The organism is Cupriavidus sp. IDO, from assembly GCF_000812465.1.
In the GTDB taxonomy this organism is placed as follows: domain Bacteria; phylum Pseudomonadota; class Gammaproteobacteria; order Burkholderiales; family Burkholderiaceae; genus Cupriavidus.
Window position 1 is genome coordinate 18,787 of the sequence record NZ_JWMA01000054.1, and the last position, 15,034, is coordinate 33,820.

16 protein-coding genes are annotated in these 15,034 nt (G+C 67.2%); 8 read left to right on the plus strand and 8 right to left on the minus strand.

The genetic code is table 11. From position 1 onward, the window contains the following. Positions 1–95 precede the first annotated feature (95 nt). From prfA to RM96_RS17150, 5 genes are all read left to right on the plus strand, one after another. Positions 96–1,178: a peptide chain release factor 1 gene (gene prfA, locus RM96_RS17130; RefSeq protein WP_039012280.1), complete on the plus strand. Its 1,083-nt coding sequence runs from the start codon at positions 96–98 to the stop codon at positions 1,176–1,178. Between the two features lie 187 nt (positions 1,179–1,365). After that, entirely contained in the window at positions 1,366–1,692 is a 327-nt protein-coding gene (locus RM96_RS17135; RefSeq protein WP_039012324.1) for a hypothetical protein, read from the plus strand. 142 nt (positions 1,693–1,834) lie between these two features. Continuing rightward, positions 1,835–2,704 (plus strand): peptide chain release factor N(5)-glutamine methyltransferase, encoded by an 870-nt coding sequence (gene prmC, locus RM96_RS17140; protein ID WP_039012281.1) that lies wholly within the window; start codon positions 1,835–1,837, stop codon positions 2,702–2,704. A 148-nt stretch (positions 2,705–2,852) separates the two neighbouring features. Continuing rightward, the gene (grxD, locus tag RM96_RS17145) at positions 2,853–3,164 is read left to right on the plus strand and encodes a Grx4 family monothiol glutaredoxin (protein WP_039012282.1); all 312 of its coding nucleotides are present in this window, start codon (positions 2,853–2,855) and stop codon (positions 3,162–3,164) included. Between the two features lie 8 nt (positions 3,165–3,172). Next, positions 3,173–3,802, plus strand: a complete 630-nt coding sequence (locus RM96_RS17150; RefSeq protein ID WP_039012283.1) for a UbiX family flavin prenyltransferase — start codon at positions 3,173–3,175, stop codon at positions 3,800–3,802. Between the two features lie 31 nt (positions 3,803–3,833). Here RM96_RS17150 and RM96_RS17155 read toward each other — a convergent pair whose 3' ends face one another. The 3 genes from RM96_RS17155 to RM96_RS17165 all read right to left on the minus strand — a co-directional run bounded on the left by RM96_RS17155 (position 3,834) and on the right by RM96_RS17165 (position 6,868). After that, positions 3,834–4,037 (minus strand): hypothetical protein, encoded by a 204-nt coding sequence (locus RM96_RS17155; protein WP_238587305.1) that lies wholly within the window; start codon positions 4,035–4,037, stop codon positions 3,834–3,836. Positions 4,038–4,172: 135 nt separating this feature from the next. Beyond that, positions 4,173–5,690 carry an L-piperidine-6-carboxylate dehydrogenase gene (gene amaB / locus RM96_RS17160; RefSeq protein WP_039012284.1) on the minus strand — a complete coding sequence of 506 codons (1,518 nt, stop codon included), beginning with the start codon at positions 5,688–5,690 and terminating at the stop codon, positions 4,173–4,175. Then, positions 5,687–6,868, minus strand: coding sequence for a saccharopine dehydrogenase C-terminal domain-containing protein (locus RM96_RS17165; RefSeq protein ID WP_039012286.1), 1,182 nt, complete (start codon positions 6,866–6,868; stop codon positions 5,687–5,689). The genes amaB and RM96_RS17165 overlap by 4 nt, the downstream gene beginning before the upstream one ends. A gap of 144 nt (positions 6,869–7,012) precedes the next feature. Between RM96_RS17165 and RM96_RS17170 the strand changes: the two genes are divergently transcribed. Beyond that, complete coding sequence (locus tag RM96_RS17170) at positions 7,013–7,462, plus strand: Lrp/AsnC family transcriptional regulator (RefSeq protein WP_039012287.1); 450 nt, start codon at positions 7,013–7,015, stop codon at positions 7,460–7,462. A 54-nt stretch (positions 7,463–7,516) separates the two neighbouring features. Continuing rightward, the gene (gene dapB, locus RM96_RS17175; RefSeq protein WP_039012288.1) at positions 7,517–8,326 is read left to right on the plus strand and encodes a 4-hydroxy-tetrahydrodipicolinate reductase; all 810 of its coding nucleotides are present in this window, start codon (positions 7,517–7,519) and stop codon (positions 8,324–8,326) included. A 41-nt stretch (positions 8,327–8,367) separates the two neighbouring features. On the opposite strand, the gene RM96_RS17180 is transcribed toward dapB, so the two are convergent. The 5 genes from RM96_RS17180 to RM96_RS17200 all read right to left on the minus strand — a co-directional run bounded on the left by RM96_RS17180 (position 8,368) and on the right by RM96_RS17200 (position 13,943). After that, positions 8,368–9,078 (minus strand): hypothetical protein, encoded by a 711-nt coding sequence (locus RM96_RS17180; RefSeq protein ID WP_039012289.1) that lies wholly within the window; start codon positions 9,076–9,078, stop codon positions 8,368–8,370. A gap of 124 nt (positions 9,079–9,202) precedes the next feature. Continuing rightward, positions 9,203–9,463 carry a hypothetical protein gene (locus RM96_RS17185; protein WP_052279557.1) on the minus strand — a complete coding sequence of 87 codons (261 nt, stop codon included), beginning with the start codon at positions 9,461–9,463 and terminating at the stop codon, positions 9,203–9,205. A gap of 144 nt (positions 9,464–9,607) precedes the next feature. Continuing rightward, the gene (locus tag RM96_RS17190; protein WP_039012290.1) at positions 9,608–11,197 is read right to left on the minus strand and encodes a chloride channel protein; all 1,590 of its coding nucleotides are present in this window, start codon (positions 11,195–11,197) and stop codon (positions 9,608–9,610) included. A 179-nt stretch (positions 11,198–11,376) separates the two neighbouring features. Continuing rightward, the gene (locus RM96_RS17195; protein WP_039012291.1) at positions 11,377–12,375 is read right to left on the minus strand and encodes a Bug family tripartite tricarboxylate transporter substrate binding protein; all 999 of its coding nucleotides are present in this window, start codon (positions 12,373–12,375) and stop codon (positions 11,377–11,379) included. A gap of 74 nt (positions 12,376–12,449) precedes the next feature. Further along, positions 12,450–13,943 (minus strand): acyl-CoA synthetase, encoded by a 1,494-nt coding sequence (locus tag RM96_RS17200; RefSeq protein WP_039012293.1) that lies wholly within the window; start codon positions 13,941–13,943, stop codon positions 12,450–12,452. A gap of 160 nt (positions 13,944–14,103) precedes the next feature. Here RM96_RS17200 and RM96_RS17205 point away from each other — a divergent pair, with 160 nt between their 5' ends. Beyond that, positions 14,104–15,018 (plus strand): LysR family transcriptional regulator, encoded by a 915-nt coding sequence (locus tag RM96_RS17205; protein WP_039012294.1) that lies wholly within the window; start codon positions 14,104–14,106, stop codon positions 15,016–15,018. The last annotated feature ends 16 nt before the right edge of the window (positions 15,019–15,034 follow it).

A 15,034-nucleotide genomic window follows, 5' to 3' on the forward strand; every position in this document is an offset into this window, starting at 1 on the left:
CCGCGCTCTCCCCGATGCCGCGCGCCTGGCGCCGGCTACCCGCAGCCCTGCCCTGACAGCGGCGCCCGGCTCAACGCCATCCGAACCGAACCCCCATGAAAGCCAGCATGCTTGCCAAGCTCGACCAACTGGCCGAGCGACTCGACGAAGTCAACGCCCTGCTCGCGCGCGAAGACGCGACCGCGAACATCGACCAGTACCGCAAGCTCTCGCGCGAGCATGCCGAGCTGTCGCCGCTAGCCGAGCAATACGGCCAGTTCCGCCAGGCGCAGGACGACCTCGCTACCGCGCAGGCCTTGCTGGACGATCCGGAGATGAAAGATTTCGCCGCGGACGAGATCGCCAGCGCGCGCGGGCGGCTCGAATCGCTCGAGGGCAGCCTGCAGACGCTGCTGCTGCCCAAGGATCCCAACGACGACCGCAACCTGCTGCTGGAAATCCGCGCCGGGACCGGCGGCGAGGAAAGCGCGCTGTTCGCCGCCGACCTGCTGCGCATGTACACGCGCTACGCCGAACGCAAGCGCTGGCAGGTCGAGATCATGAGCGAGTCCGAGTCAGACCTGGGCGGCTACAAGGAAGTGATCGTGCGGATCGCCGGCGATGCCGCGTTTTCGAAACTGAAGTTCGAGTCCGGCGGCCATCGCGTGCAGCGCGTGCCGGCAACGGAAGCGCAGGGCCGCATCCACACCTCGGCCTGCACCGTGGCCGTGATGCCCGAGGCCGATGAAGTCGGCGAGGTCGAGATCAACCCGGCCGACCTGCGCATCGACACCTTCCGCGCGTCCGGCGCCGGCGGCCAGCACGTCAACAAGACCGACTCGGCCGTGCGCCTGACCCACCTGCCGACCGGCATCGTGGTCGAATGCCAGGACGATCGCAGCCAGCATCGCAACAAGGACAAGGCGATGAAAGTGCTGGCCGCCCGCATCAAGGACATGCAGACGCGCGCGGCGCAGGCCAGGGAGGCCAGCACCCGCCGCAACCTGATCGGCTCGGGCGACCGCAGCGACCGCATCCGCACGTACAACTTCCCGCAAGGACGCGTGACTGACCACCGCATCAACCTGACGCTCTACAAGATCGACATGATCATGGATGGCGATCTGGATGAACTCGTGTCCGCGCTGGCTGCCGAGCACCAGGCAGACCAGCTCGCGGCACTCGGCGAAGACGCCTGATGCGTCACCTTCAGGTAATAAGCCGCTGTCTTGCACGAATGGTTGCCAATATCGCCCAAGTCTTTGTATCTCTTGTAAATGCTTGAAACAGCACTGGCAGTGGTAAGACTGCTGTCTATAATCGTTTTCGACCGGTAAATAATGCCGGCGTATGTCTCTCCTGAAGAACGGACACAAGGACGAAATCATGAAAAAACTGCTCGCGCTGTTGATGATCACCGCGGCTATGGCCGCTTGCAGCAAGAAGGAAGAGGCCCCGGCCGCCTCCAGCGCCGATAAAGCCATGCAAAGCGCCGCCGAGTCCGCCAAGGCTGCCGCCAGCGATGCTGCCGCAGCCGCCGGCAATGCGGCCGATGCTGCCAAGGCAGCTGCAAGCGGTGCTGCCGCCGACGTTTCGGCTGCCGCAGACAAGGCCAAGCAAGACGCCGGCAATGCCATGGAAGGTGCCAAGCAAGCCGCCAAGGATGCGGTGAATGCCGGCGCCGACAAGGCCAAGGACGCCGTCAATAAGTAATCATCCGGGCGGGGGCATTGCGCCGGCCGCCCCGATCGGCGGTAAACTGGCGTTTAGCTGAAACACCCGCCGAAAGCCCTGCCAGGCCAACGCCCGGCGGGGTTTTTTTTATTGCCGGCACGCCACCCAGTTTCTCCCTACGATGTCCTCAGCCACGGCCGGCGCACTGCCAGCCACTCCCACCCTGCGCGAAGCCCAGACGCTGGCCGCCATTGCCGGACTGCCACCGCTTGAGGCACGCATGCTGCTGACGCATGTCACCGGCCTGAACCGCACGCAACTGATCACCCGCGACGACGAAGCGCTGAGCCTGGCGCAACGCGATGCATTCGCCACGCTGCTGGCACGCCGTCTTGCGGGGGAGCCAATGGCCTACCTGATCGGCGAGCGCGAGTTCTTCGGGCGCAAGTTCCGGGTCTCGCCCGATGTGCTGATTCCCCGGCCCGACACTGAAATCGCGGTCGAGTCCTCGCTGGCGCGGCTGGCAAATGTGGCGCATCCGCGTGTGCTGGATCTGGGCACGGGTTCCGGCATCCTGGCAGTCACAATCGCGCGCGAACGCACCGATGCTGAGGTCTGGGCCACCGACATTTCCCCGGGGGCGCTGATGGTGGCGCAGGACAATGCCAGCGCGCTGGGCGCCGACCGCATCCATTTCCTGGTGTCAGACTGGTACGCAGCATTGCCTGTTGGCCTGCGCTTCCACCTGATCGTCAGCAATCCGCCCTACATCGCCGAGGGCGATCCGCACCTGGTCGAGGGCGACCTGCGTTTCGAGCCGATCGATGCGCTGACCGATCACAAGGACGGCCTGTCCGACCTGGCTGCGATCGTGAGGGGCGCCATCGGGCGCCTGCTGCCAGACGGCTGGCTGCTGATGGAACACGGCTTCGACCAGGCCGAAGCCACCCGGGCGCTGCTTGCCGGTGCCGGCTTCACCGATATCTTCACCGCGCGCGACCTGGCCGGCCACGAACGCTGCAGCGGCGGGCGACTTCCGGCCAGTGCCTGACCCGGCCCACTGAAGCCCGGCACCGAATCCGGTAGAATTTGCCGTTAGCGATCACCGTTGCGCGGCGTGCCGTGCAACCTTTGAAACACCCCGGCGGCGCCAGGATCGGCCAGATCCCTTCCGGCCACGCCCAACCGAAACTGAAATCATGAGTGACGTGCAGCAAAAGATCGACCAGATCGTCAAGGGCAACCCGGTGGTCCTGTTCATGAAGGGCACCGCGCAGTTCCCGATGTGCGGCTTCTCCGGCCGTGCCATCCAGATCCTGAAGGCCTGCGGCGTGGACGCGCCGACCACCGTGAACGTGCTGGAAGACGAAGGGATCCGCCAGGGCATCAAGGCATACGCAAACTGGCCGACCATCCCGCAGCTCTACGTGAACGGCGAGTTCATCGGCGGCTCGGACATCATGATGGAGATGTACCAGAACGGCGAACTGCAAACCCTGCTGAAGGCCTGAGGCCTGCCATGCCCGTGACAGATGGCACCCCGCCGCAACGGCTGATCGTCGCCATCACGGGCGCCACCGGCGCCATCTACGGCGTGCGCCTGCTACAGGTGCTGCGCGAGGTGAAGCCGGTGGAAACCCACCTGCTGATTTCCCCTGCCGGCGTGATGAACCTCCAGCACGAGCTGGACATCGCCCGCGCCGAAGTCGAGGCGCTGGCCGACGTCGTGCACAACGTACGCGATATCGGCGCGACTATCGCCAGCGGTTCGTTTCGCGCGCATGCGATGGTGGTGGCACCGTGCTCCATGCGCACACTGGCCGCCATCGCCCACGGACTCTCCGACAACCTGATCACGCGCGCAGCCGATGTCACGCTCAAGGAGCGCCGCAAGCTGGTGCTGATGGTGCGGGAAACGCCGCTGAACCTCGCGCATCTGCGCAATATGACGGCGGTAACGGAAATGGGCGGGATCGTGTTCCCGCCCGTGCCGGGCTTCTACCAAAAGCCGCAGAGCATTGCCGAACTGGTCGACCATACCGTCGGCCGCGTGCTGGACCTGGTCGACCTGCCGGAAATCGGGCAGACGCTCGCGCCGAGCTGGGGCGGCCTGAACGGCAAGGACGACGAAACGGCGCGCGGCAGCTGACTACACTGCCACGCCTTGCCTGAAGAAGGGCTTACCAGCGCCGGTAGCCCCTGCCGTAGTAGCCACCACCATAGCCGTAGTAATACGGCCGCGGCGAGACCACCACCGCGGGCGGGCCGACATATACGGGCGCGGGCTCTACCGCGACCGCCGGTCCTACCGGATAAACCGCGCAGCCTCCCAGCATCGTAGCCGCCGCCGCAGCGGCAGCCATTCCAATCAACATTGTTCTCATCGTATCGTCCTTGGGGGTCGCTATCGGGCATGTGCCTGCCCCTGAGAACGTTATACGGGCCGGATTGGTAATACAGCGTCAAGGCGCTGTAACCCTTGTTACGATTCGCAACGAGTTTGTGAACGTAAATGCGCCTCAGATCTCGAACCGTATCCCCTGCGCCAACGGCAAGGTATCGCCGTAGTTGATGGTGTTGGTGGCGCGGCGCATGTAGCCCTTCCACGCATCCGAGCCCGATTCACGGCCGCCGCCGGTCGCCTTTTCCCCACCAAATGCCCCGCCGATCTCCGCGCCGCTGGTGCCGATGTTGACATTGGCGATGCCGCAATCGCTGCCCGCCGCCGACATGAAACACTCGGCCTCGCGCAGCGATTCCGTGAAGATGCACGACGATAGCCCGTGCGCGGCTGCGTTATTGAGGGCGATCGCCTCGTCGAGCGAGGTGTAGGGCATCAGGTAGAGGATCGGCGCGAAGGTCTCGGTCAGCATGGTGTCGTGCTGATCGTCGGTCATCACCAGCGCCGGACGCACGTAGCAGGCGTGCGGGAAGCGATCGGTCAGCAGGCGCTCGCCGCCGGTCACGATATTGCCCTGCGCGCGGCAGCTGGCAAGCGCGTTGGCCATGCTGTCGCCGGCCGCCGCATCGATCAGCGGCCCGATCAGCGTGCCATCTTCCAGCGGATCGCCGACCGGCAGGCGGTCGAACACCGTGATCAGGCGGTTGGCCATGGTATCCATCAGGTCGGCATGCACGAAGCAGCGGCGCAGCGTGGTACAGCGCTGGCCGGCAGTGCCCGCCGCGGCGAAGGTGATAGCGCGCACGGCCAGCTCGATGTCGGCGGACGGCGCCACGATGGCCGCATTGTTGCCCCCGAGCTCCAGGATGCTGCGCTTGAACTGGCCCGCGCAGGCGATACCGACTTCGCGCCCCATCCGCGTCGAACCGGTCGCGCTGATCAGCCGCACCGCCTGGTGCGAGACCAGGTGGTTGCCGAGCATCCGTCCGCCGGGCAATACCGTCGAAATCCCCACATGCTGCGGCGCCGCCGCGGCCAGCACGCGCTCCAGCAACGCGTGCGCCGCCAGCGCGCACAGCGTGACCTTTTCCGACGGCTTCCACACCACGCCGTTGCCACACACTAGCGCCAGCGCCGCGTTCCACGCCCACACCGCCACCGGGAAGTTGAACGCCGAGATCACCCCGCACAGGCCGAACGGATGCCAGCTCTCGCGCATGGCGTGCTGCGGGCGTTCCGATGCAATCGTCAGCCCGTACAACTGGCGCGAAAGCCCGACCGCGAAGTCGCAGATGTCGATCATCTCCTGCACCTCGCCCAGCCCTTCCTGCAGGATCTTGCCCGACTCCAGCGACACCAGCCGCCCCAGCGACTGCTTGTGTTCGCGCAGCACCTCGCCATAGCGCCGCACGATCTCGCCGCGCGCCGGCGCCGGCATCAGCGCCCACGTGCTCTGCGCCTCGTGCGCCCGCGCGATGCGCGCATCGGCCTGCGCCGGCGTGCAGGCCGGCACATGGCCGAACGATTCGCCATCCACCGGCGATCGCACCGTCACCGTGCCCGCGGGCGTGCCTTCCTGCCACGGCCGGGGCAATCCCATCGCCTGCCAGCAGGCTGCGATTTCCTGCGCTCTCATACGGTGGTCTCCTGCAGCGGATGCTGCGTGTAATGACGCCCAAAGCGGTTGGCGAGAAAGATCGCCAGCGGCATCGCTTCCTGCCGCACGAAGCCAGCCTGCGGCAGCCCGCCCGTTGCCACCAGGTCCAGCGCGGTGCAGATGCCCGCGGCGGTGGTGAGCTGGATGGCATTGACATGGCCGGCCGGCGTATTCACGCCGCCGATGCGCGCCGAGAACGAAGCCTGCGTCAGCGGCCCCCGACCCCGCTCGCCGCCGGTCGGATAGCCAGTGGCGGTGGCGAACACGATCACCACATCCTGATCCGTGACCGGGATCGCGCGGTCGAGGATTTCGCGTAGCCAGCTGCGCCGTTCGCGCAGCCGCAGATCGTTGAGCAGGAGCTTCATCAGCGCGCAGTGGCCGGGATAGCGGATGGACTTGTAGTCGACATGACGGGCGCGGCCGGCCAGCGTTTCGGGCAGCGTGCCGAGTCCGCCTGATGTATTAAAGGCCTCGTATTCGACGCCGTCCAGCGCGAAGCTTTCCAGCCCTTCCAGCGCGGCCAGCTCCACGCGCCGGCCGTCGACAATGGCCTCGCACGGATTGCAGTATTCGTTGATCAGGCCCTCGGTGCTCCAGGTCAGGTTGTACTTGAGCGCATTGCTGGGGTAGCGCGGCAGCGCGCCTACCCGCATCTGCAGGTCGAGCAGCTCGCCGCCGTTGTGCAGGAACCGCTGCGCCAGGTCATGCCCGACCACGCCGATAAAGCCGGGCGCCAGCCCGCACTGCGGCATCAGCACCGAACGCGCGTTCTGCGCCAGCTGCCGGATAGCCTGGGTAGCCGCCACGTCTTCCGTCAGGTCGAAGTAGTGCACGCCCAGTCGCGCCGCCACCGTGGCCACGCTGACGGCAGCATGGAACGGCAGCGCATTGAGCACGGCGTCGCAGCCCGCCAGCAGCGCCGCGCAGGTGCCCGGCTCGGTCGGGTCGCCGGCGCGCGCCGCGATGGCGCGCGGCAGGCCATCAAGGCGGCGGGCATCATGATCGACCAGGCTGACCCGGTAGTCGCCGCTGTCATGAAGCATGGTGGCAATGGTGCGGCCGATCTTGCCCGCGCCCAGCACCGCCACTTGCAGCGGCCGCCGGGCCTTGGCCAGGTCGCGCGGGGCCGACCGGCCCAGGTTGGATGGTTGCATGATGTCTTCTCGCTTCTCTGCGGTCTCTCTGTGGATTCACTGTGTCCCGTAAATCGAGTATGGGTACGAGAGCGAACCAGATGAAGCTACAAGATTGACGAAAACCCGCCATAATCGAACGAAACGACAACTACTTTCGACGAAATGCCGGAACTCGACACCACCGACCGCCACCTGCTTTCCCTGCTGCAGGCCAACGCGCGCGAAAGTGCGGCCAACCTGGCGCGCCACCTCGGCATTGCGCGCACCACGGTGGTCGCGCGCATCGCCAGGCTGGAGCGCGCCGGAGTGATCGCCGGCTACGGCGTGCGCCTGGGGCGCGAAATGGAGGACAACGCGATCCTGGCCTACTGCGGCCTGTCCGTGCAGCCCAAGGCGGCGCCCGCCATCCTGCGCGCGCTGCAGCGGCTGCCCGAGATCGAGGAGGTCAATTCCGTCAGCGGCCCGGTCGACTACCTGGTGGCGATCCGCTGCGACACGCATGACCGCCTCGACAAGCTGCTGGACGAAATCGGCATGCTCGACGGCGTGAACCACACCACCACCTCCATCGTGCTGGCGCGCAAGATCGACCGCCGGCGCGCTGCGGGGTAATTCACTGCGCGGTATTCTCAGACCGCACCAAAGCAAACTCGGGAGAAGCAAAGCATGAGCAATCCGATTCGAGTCGCCGTCGGCGGCGTGACCGGCTGGGCCGGCGGCGAACTGGCGCGCGGCGTGGCGCACGCGGCCGACATGACGCTGGTGGCCGGCCTCTCGCGCGGCGCCGCGGGCCAGCCGCTGGCGCAACTGACCGGCCATGCCGATACACCGGGCGTGGCGGCGGCCAGCATCGAGGACCTGGGCAATACGCCGTATGACGTCTATGTCGAATACACCAGGCCCGCCATCGCCAAGCACAACATCCTGCAGGCGCTCGCCCATGGCGCGCACGTGGTGGTAGGCACCTCTGGCCTGACCGACGAGGACTACGCCGAGATCGACGCGGCCGCCCTCAAGGCCGAGCGCGGCGTGCTGGCATGCGGCAACTTCGCGATCACCGTCGTGCTGCTGCAGAAGTTCGCCGAGATGGCCGCGCGCCATCTCGATCACTGGGAAATCATCGACTACGCCAAGGCAGGCAAGATCGACGTGCCGTCGGGCACGGTGCGGGAGCTGGCTTACCGGCTCGGAGAGATCAAGGCGGCCGCGCAGGCGGTGCCGGTCGACCAGGTCAACGGGCCGAAGGAAACCCGCGGCGCCACCATGTCAGGCACGCAGGTGCATGCGGTGCGGCTGCCGGGGTACCAGCTTGGGGTGGAAGTGATTTTTGGGGCCGACGGCCAGCGCCTGCACCTCAGGCATGAAGCCGGCGACGGCTCCAAGCCTTATGTGTCAGGCGCGCTGCTGGCCATCCGCAAGGTCCACACCGTGCGCGGCGTGGTGCGCGGGCTGGACAAGGTGATGGAAGGACTCTGATCCGGCAGGCGTCCGGGGCGTGCCCAGCCGCCTGCATTGCCTTACCAGCTCCCGGGCTTGGACGGCTTGGGAGCCGGTTTGACGGCCTTCGCCGCGGGCGCCGAAGCGGATGCGGGATTGAGCTGCTTGTCGACCTCGGCATCCTTGTTGGCCATCAGCACACGCGCCTGCGGCAGCAGGAGCTCGATGGTGCCGGTGGAAGGCTCTTCCGGGATCGCGTAAAGCTCCACCGTCAGCGGCTTCTTCATCCAGCCGGCATGCACCGTCTTGACCGAATTACCGGCCTTGTCGCGCATATCGGCCTGTTCCTGTCGGAACGGCTTGCCGTAAATAGCGTTCAGGCTGTCGAGCGCCGCTTGCTGCGAATTCGCGCCCGCGGTCGGCACGATCAGGCCGACCAGCGCATTGCCGTCGACGAAGGCCACTGCGTGCGGGCCGTCCATGAAGGCCGGCCGCTTGTCGCGCGGCACGCCGACCTGTCGCATCAGGCCGTCGCCCCGGAGCTCGACGCAGAATGCCGTGACATCGCGGCCGTCTGGCGTGCGCTTGTCGGCACAATCCGGAAGCGCCGGCAGCGGGTTGCCGATTTCCAGCACATGCAGCATTGGACTCAGCGCGCTGGAAGCGGGGTTGGTGGCAGGGGCCTTTTCGGCAGGCGGGGCTTTGGCGGCCGAAGCAGCCGGCGCCGCGTGGGCGCCGGTAGCCGCCAGCATCAGGCCGGCGACAGCCAGCCCGGCAACGGGGAATTTCAAATCCAGACTCCTGAAAAAGGCTCCGGGTTGGAGCCTGCCCCGCGCCAATCGTTCCGGGGCGTTGCTTGTGGTGCGCGGCACATCACTCCGACCGCCACCTGGCGCCCCGCCGGCCTCACATCCGTCAGCGCGGCATCATGTGCAGCAGCGCGTTGGCAAACACCGCCAGCATGACCAGCATCAACGCCCAGGCCAGCATGCGCGGCACTTTGCTGGGCGGAAGCTGGCGGCGCGGCGTGCGCAGCGCGGGCGGCAGCGGCGAACGCAGGCGGGAATGTGCCTGCAGGCCGCGGGTATGCCACACGGTATCGGCCCCGACATCGCGGAGGTAAGTACTGTCCTTGCTCGGCGGCCTGGCCTTGTTGGCCGGTCGTTGTGAAGCCATTTGCGCTCCCCGGAAGACTGCATGCTGCAGGCCAGCGAACTCGGTGTGTCGCCGGTACACACGCGGCCCGAAGGCGCCGCGCCGCAATCTTAGGGGAAAGCGACCTGCTGCGCCATGGGACAGCGCGGGCATAAAACATGTGTTTCAGCTCGACGCCGGCTTGCGTGCCAGCGTCAGCGCCTCGCGCCGGAAAGCGTGGCCGACATGGTGGTAAAAGGGGTGCGGCGAGAACTGGCGCGAGATGAACGACGCCAGCAGCGAGGCGGCCAGGAGGAACACGGTCAGGTCCTGCGAGCGCGTCATCTCCATCACGATCACGCTGGCCGTGATGGGCGCCTGCGTGGCCGCCGCCAGGAAAGCCGCCATCGACACCAGCGCCAGCACGCGCGGCTCGGCCATACCCGTGATGACATGCGCGACGTTCTCGCCAATGCCTGCACCGATGGCCAGCGACGGCGTGAAAATACCGCCCGGAATGCCGGCGAAGTACGACACCACCGTCGCCACCAGCTTGGCCATGCCGAACCACAAGGTGGTGTGGGATTCGCCGTTGATCAGGCCGTTGGCCTGCTCGTAGCCGGTGCCGAAGGTCGCACCGCCCGTTGCCCAGCCGATGATCGCCACCACCAGCCCGCAGCAGAACGCCACCCACACCGGGTGCTCGCCTGCCCAGACGCGCCAGCGCGCCGGCAGCAGCCCCGGCACGCCACCGATCAGCGCCTTGGCAAACAGGCCGCCGAGCACGCCGTTGAGCACCGCGCACAGTAGCACCGGCCCCCATGCGTCATGGAGCACCAGCATCGGCACCTTGACCGAGAAATACGGGTTGTTGCCGAGCACCGCCAGCGAGAGGAAGCCGGCTGTCAGCACGCCGGACAGCACCAGCCGGTCCCAGCGCACGGCGGTGCCGCGCCCCAGTTCCTCGATGGCAAAGACCACGCCGGCCAACGGCGTGTTGAAGGCGGCCGCCAGCCCGCCCGCGGCACCGGCGGCGATCAGCGCGTTGGGATGGAAGCCGATGCGGAACTGCAGCTTCTCGTGGCACCAGCGCCCCCAGGCCAGCATGGCCGCGGCGCCCACCTGCACCGACGGACCTTCACGACCGACCGATGCACCTGCCAGCAGTGCGCCGGCGGTCAGCAGGACCTTCCACATCGATTGCCTGAACGACACCAGCACCGTCTGCGCCGTGCCAGACGGCGGCAGCGTCACCGCCGCGATCACCTGCGGAATGCCGCTGCCGCGCGCCTGCGGCGCCAGCCGCAGCGTCAGCCAGCGCAGCGCGGCCAGCCCGAACGGCAGCATCACGAAAGCCAGCCATGGCGTGGCCTGGGTCAGGTGGTGGTTCCAGCGCAGCGCCAGTTCGGCGATCCAGGCGAAGACGAGCGAGAACAAGGCCACGCAACCGGCCCCGCACATAAAGACGGCATAGCGCAGCGTGGTGCGGGAAATGCGCCCCACCTGCCGCGACTTGCGCCAGGCGGCCAGGCGCGCGTGGCGGCCTAGTTTGCGCAGCAGGCGCGGATCGGACTGGGGATCAGTGCCGGAGCTGGAAGGGGAAGCGTCGCGCGGGGTACGGGGCGAGCCGCCTGCGGGAGCCTCGCCAGTGCTGTCGTCCGAGCCGCTGCCCGGCCCCGATACAGGACGTGAAGCGCGATGAACGGGATCGGTGGGATCGGTGGGATCGGTGGGATCGGTGGGATCGGTGGGATCGGTGGGGTCTCGATCGGTCATGGCAAGGCGGGGGGCGTTACGGAGGCATCCGGCGTGGCGTGCTGAACTGCCTGGCCGGCATGACACCGAACTATACGCCCATCACTCCAGCGCCGGCCCGTTGCGCGGTTACCGGCGCTATCGCGCGCGGTCATTGTGGCGTGCCGCCGGGCGTACCACTACCCCGGCTTGGGGTGCACTCAGTCCAGCGTAATGTTGTTGGCCCGGATCACCTTGCCCCAGGTCTCGCGGTCCGCCGCGACATAGCGATCGATCTCGGCCTGCGTGCGTGGCTGCTGCACCACCAGCCCGAGCCCGCTGAAGGTGGCGCGGAACTTCGGGTCCTTCAGCACATGGTCTGCTGCTGCCTGCAGCCTGGCGACCGCGTCCGGCGGGGTCTGGGCCGGCACCGCCAGGCCAAACCAGGTGGCGGCCTGGAAGTTCGGGTAGCCGCTCTCGGCCACGGTCGGCACGTTGGGCAGCACTTCCAGCCGGCTGCGGCCGGTGACCGCCAGCGCCTTCAGCTTGCCGGCCTTGATATGGGGCAGCGAGGTGCTGACCACGTCAACCATCAGCTGCACGTCATTGGCCAGCAGCGCCGACAGCGCCGGCGCGCTGCCGTTATAGGGCACGTGCGTGACGCTGATGCCGAGCTCGCTCTTGAGCATCTCGGTCGCCAGCTGCAGCGCATTGCCCAGGCCCACCGAGGCGTAGTTCAGCTTGCCGCCGGCGGCCTTGGCGTACGCCGCGAACTCGCGGATATTGCTGGCGGGCACCTGCGTATTGGTCACCACCACCAGCGGCACCTCTGCGCCGATGCTGAAGATCCTGAAGTCCCTGGGCGGATCGTAGGTGATCTTCTTGTACAGCTGCGGGTTGAGCACCATGCTGCCGTTGGTGGCCAGCACCATGGTGTAGCCGTCTGCCGGCGCGCGCGCCACGCTGTTGGTGCCGATCATGGTGGCCGCTCCCGGGCGGTTTTCCACCACCACGGTCTGGCCGAGCTGGCGCGACATGCCATCGGCCAGCGCGCGGCCGAACTGGTCCGTCGAGCCGCCCGGCGTGTATGGCACCACCAGCTTGATGGGCCGGTCGGGAAAAGCTGCCAGCGCGGGCTGCATGCCGCTTGCGAGCGCGCAGGCCACGCCAGCCGCCAGCGCGGCGAGCCACGTGCGCCGTCCGAGTTTGCTGCGTTGCATAGAGTCTCCTGGTCTGGTGCAATGTCTGATCGCTTGTTTTTGTTGTGCCGGATGGGATAGCCGCAGGGCGCCTCTCACACGCGCCGCTGGCGGCCTTCCCAGTATTTGTCGCGTAGCCGGCGCTTGGCCAGCTTGCCGGTTTCATCGCGCGGCAGGTTGGGCTCGATCGCGATGCTGCGCGGCACCTTGAAGCCCGACAGGCGCTGGCGCAACCAGTCGATGACTTCATCCTCGCGGATCGTGACGCCGGGCATCGGTTGCACCATCGCCATCAGCCGCTCGCCGTATTCGTCGTCGGGGATGCCGAACACCACGCAGTCCGCAACGCCCGGGTAGCGCACCAGTTCGTGCTCGATCTCTGCCGGGTAGATGTTCACGCCGCCGGAGATCACCATGTCCGAGGCGCGGTCGCAGATAAACAGGTAGCCGTCGCTGTCGACGTAACCCATGTCGCCCAGCGTCACGAGGCCGTCGCGGTCGATGGCGGCGCGGGCGGCATCGTTGTTGCGATAGCTGAAGTCCGGATAGGCAGGCTGGCGCACGTAGACCAGGCCGACTTCACCGGGCGCGCACGGCTTGCCGGCTTCGTCCAGGATGCGCAGCTGCGCGGCATCGACCGGCTTTCCCGCAGTGCCCGGGCGGGCCACGGCATCGGCCGGCGTGGCCACCGTGATCATGCCGGCTTCGCTCGAGGCGTAGGTTTCATGGATGACCGGCCCCAGCCATTCCAGCATGGCCCGCTTGACCTCCGGCGAGCACGGCGAGCCGGTGGAAGCGACGAAGCGGATCGACGACAAGTCGTACTTCGCGCGGACCTCGGGCGACAGCTTGAGCAGGCGCACGTACATGATCGGCACCAGGTAGAGCACGTCGATGCGATGCTTTTCCACCAGCGCCAGCACCTGCTCGGCATCGAAGCGCGGCGTGATCACCAGCCGCTCGGCCAACTGCAGCGCGTTCTGGATAAACGACCCCGGCGCGCTGTGGTACAGCGGCGCCGACATCAGCGCGCGGCAGCCCGGCTCGAGGCCGTAGGTCTGCCGCACCACCGAGCGCATGCGCACAAGCTGGTCTTCCAGCTGGTCCAGCGGGATCGGCTCGCGCACCACGCCCTTGGGCCGGCCGGTGGTTCCGGACGTATAGGCCATATGGCCGCGCGGCGCCACGCGCGGGCCGTCGTACGGCGCCTGTTGCGCGAGCCAGCCTTCGTATTCGAGCGCGCCCTCGGCCTTGCCGCCGACGGACAGCACCGTCATGCCGGCCGGCACCGCCTCGCGCACGGCGGGCAGCAGGTCCGCCTGGACGATCAGCGCCCTGGCGCCACTGTCGGTCAGCAGGAAACGGACTTCCTCGGCGGTGAAGTGCCAGTTGATCGGGCAGTAGTAGCAGCCGGCCGTGCGGCAGGCGTGCACCACGTCGGCATAGGCCGGGTCATTGCGCAGCAGCACCGCGACCACGTCGCCCTCCTGCACACCCAGTGCGCGCAGGCCGCCGGCCAGTTTCGTCCCCCGTGCCACCTGCTCGTCGCCGGTGCGGTGCATGTGTTCAAACCAGAGATCCGTGGCCATCCGTCGTTGTCTCCTGTGGGGCTGTGCTTCTGATTGGCTTGGCAGCCGACCGCGCGCGGCCGGCAACATGTCAATGTAACGGCGGCACAGTGAATCGACAATTACGACGGGTGGAATCACAATGTTGCGTCATACGCGACAATGATTCAGGCAACCCCGTATGGACCTCAACCTGATCCAGGCTTTCGTCGACATCGTCGATGCCGGCAACCTGGCCGAAGCCGGCCGGCGGCGCGGCGTGACGCGCTCGCAGATCAGCCGCCAACTGCGGCAGCTCGAGCACCAGGCCGGCGCCCAGCTGCTGCGCCGGACCACGCGTCGCCTGGAGCTGACCCAGCCTGGCCACGCGCTCTATCAGCACGGGCTGCGCATCCTGCGGGAAGTGACGTCGGCGCAGGCGGAAATCGACAGCCTTGGCAAGACCCTGCGCGGCCACGTGCGCGTGAGCGTGCCGACCGGCCTGGGCGATGCCATCATCGCGCCGCTGCTGCTGCAGTTTGCAAAACAGCATCCTGGCATCACGCTGCGGGTCTTCTTTGCCAATCGCGTGACCGACCTGATCGCCGCCGAAATCGATATCGCGCTGAAGGTGACCTCGGCGCCGCCGCTGGACCATGTGGCGCGGGAAATCTGCGCCATCGACTGGCAATTGTGCGCATCGCCCGAATATCTCGCGCGTATCCCGGCGGTGCTGGTGCCCGCCGACCTCGCCGGCTGCCAGTTCCTCTGCCCGCCCTATACGTCGCGGCATTTCCTGCTATCGCTCCAGCGCGAGGGCCGGCGCGAGGAGGTGGAACTGACGCCAGCGCTGCAATCCGAGCACTTCCAGTTCCTGATGCGCGCCGTGCGCGAGGGCCATGGCATCGGACTGGTGCCGGTGTATATCGGCTGGGACGAGGTCCGGGCAGGCCGGATGGTGCCCGTGCTGCCGGAATGGAAACCCGAAGGCCTAGGCAACCGGCTGTTCATCATCACCACGCCCAATATCCATCCGTCGATGGCAACACGTGCGCTGATCGAGTTCCTCCGTGACGGACTCGGCAAGCTCGAGGTCTTCAAGGGCGCGGCGGCATAACCTCATCTCCGTCGTG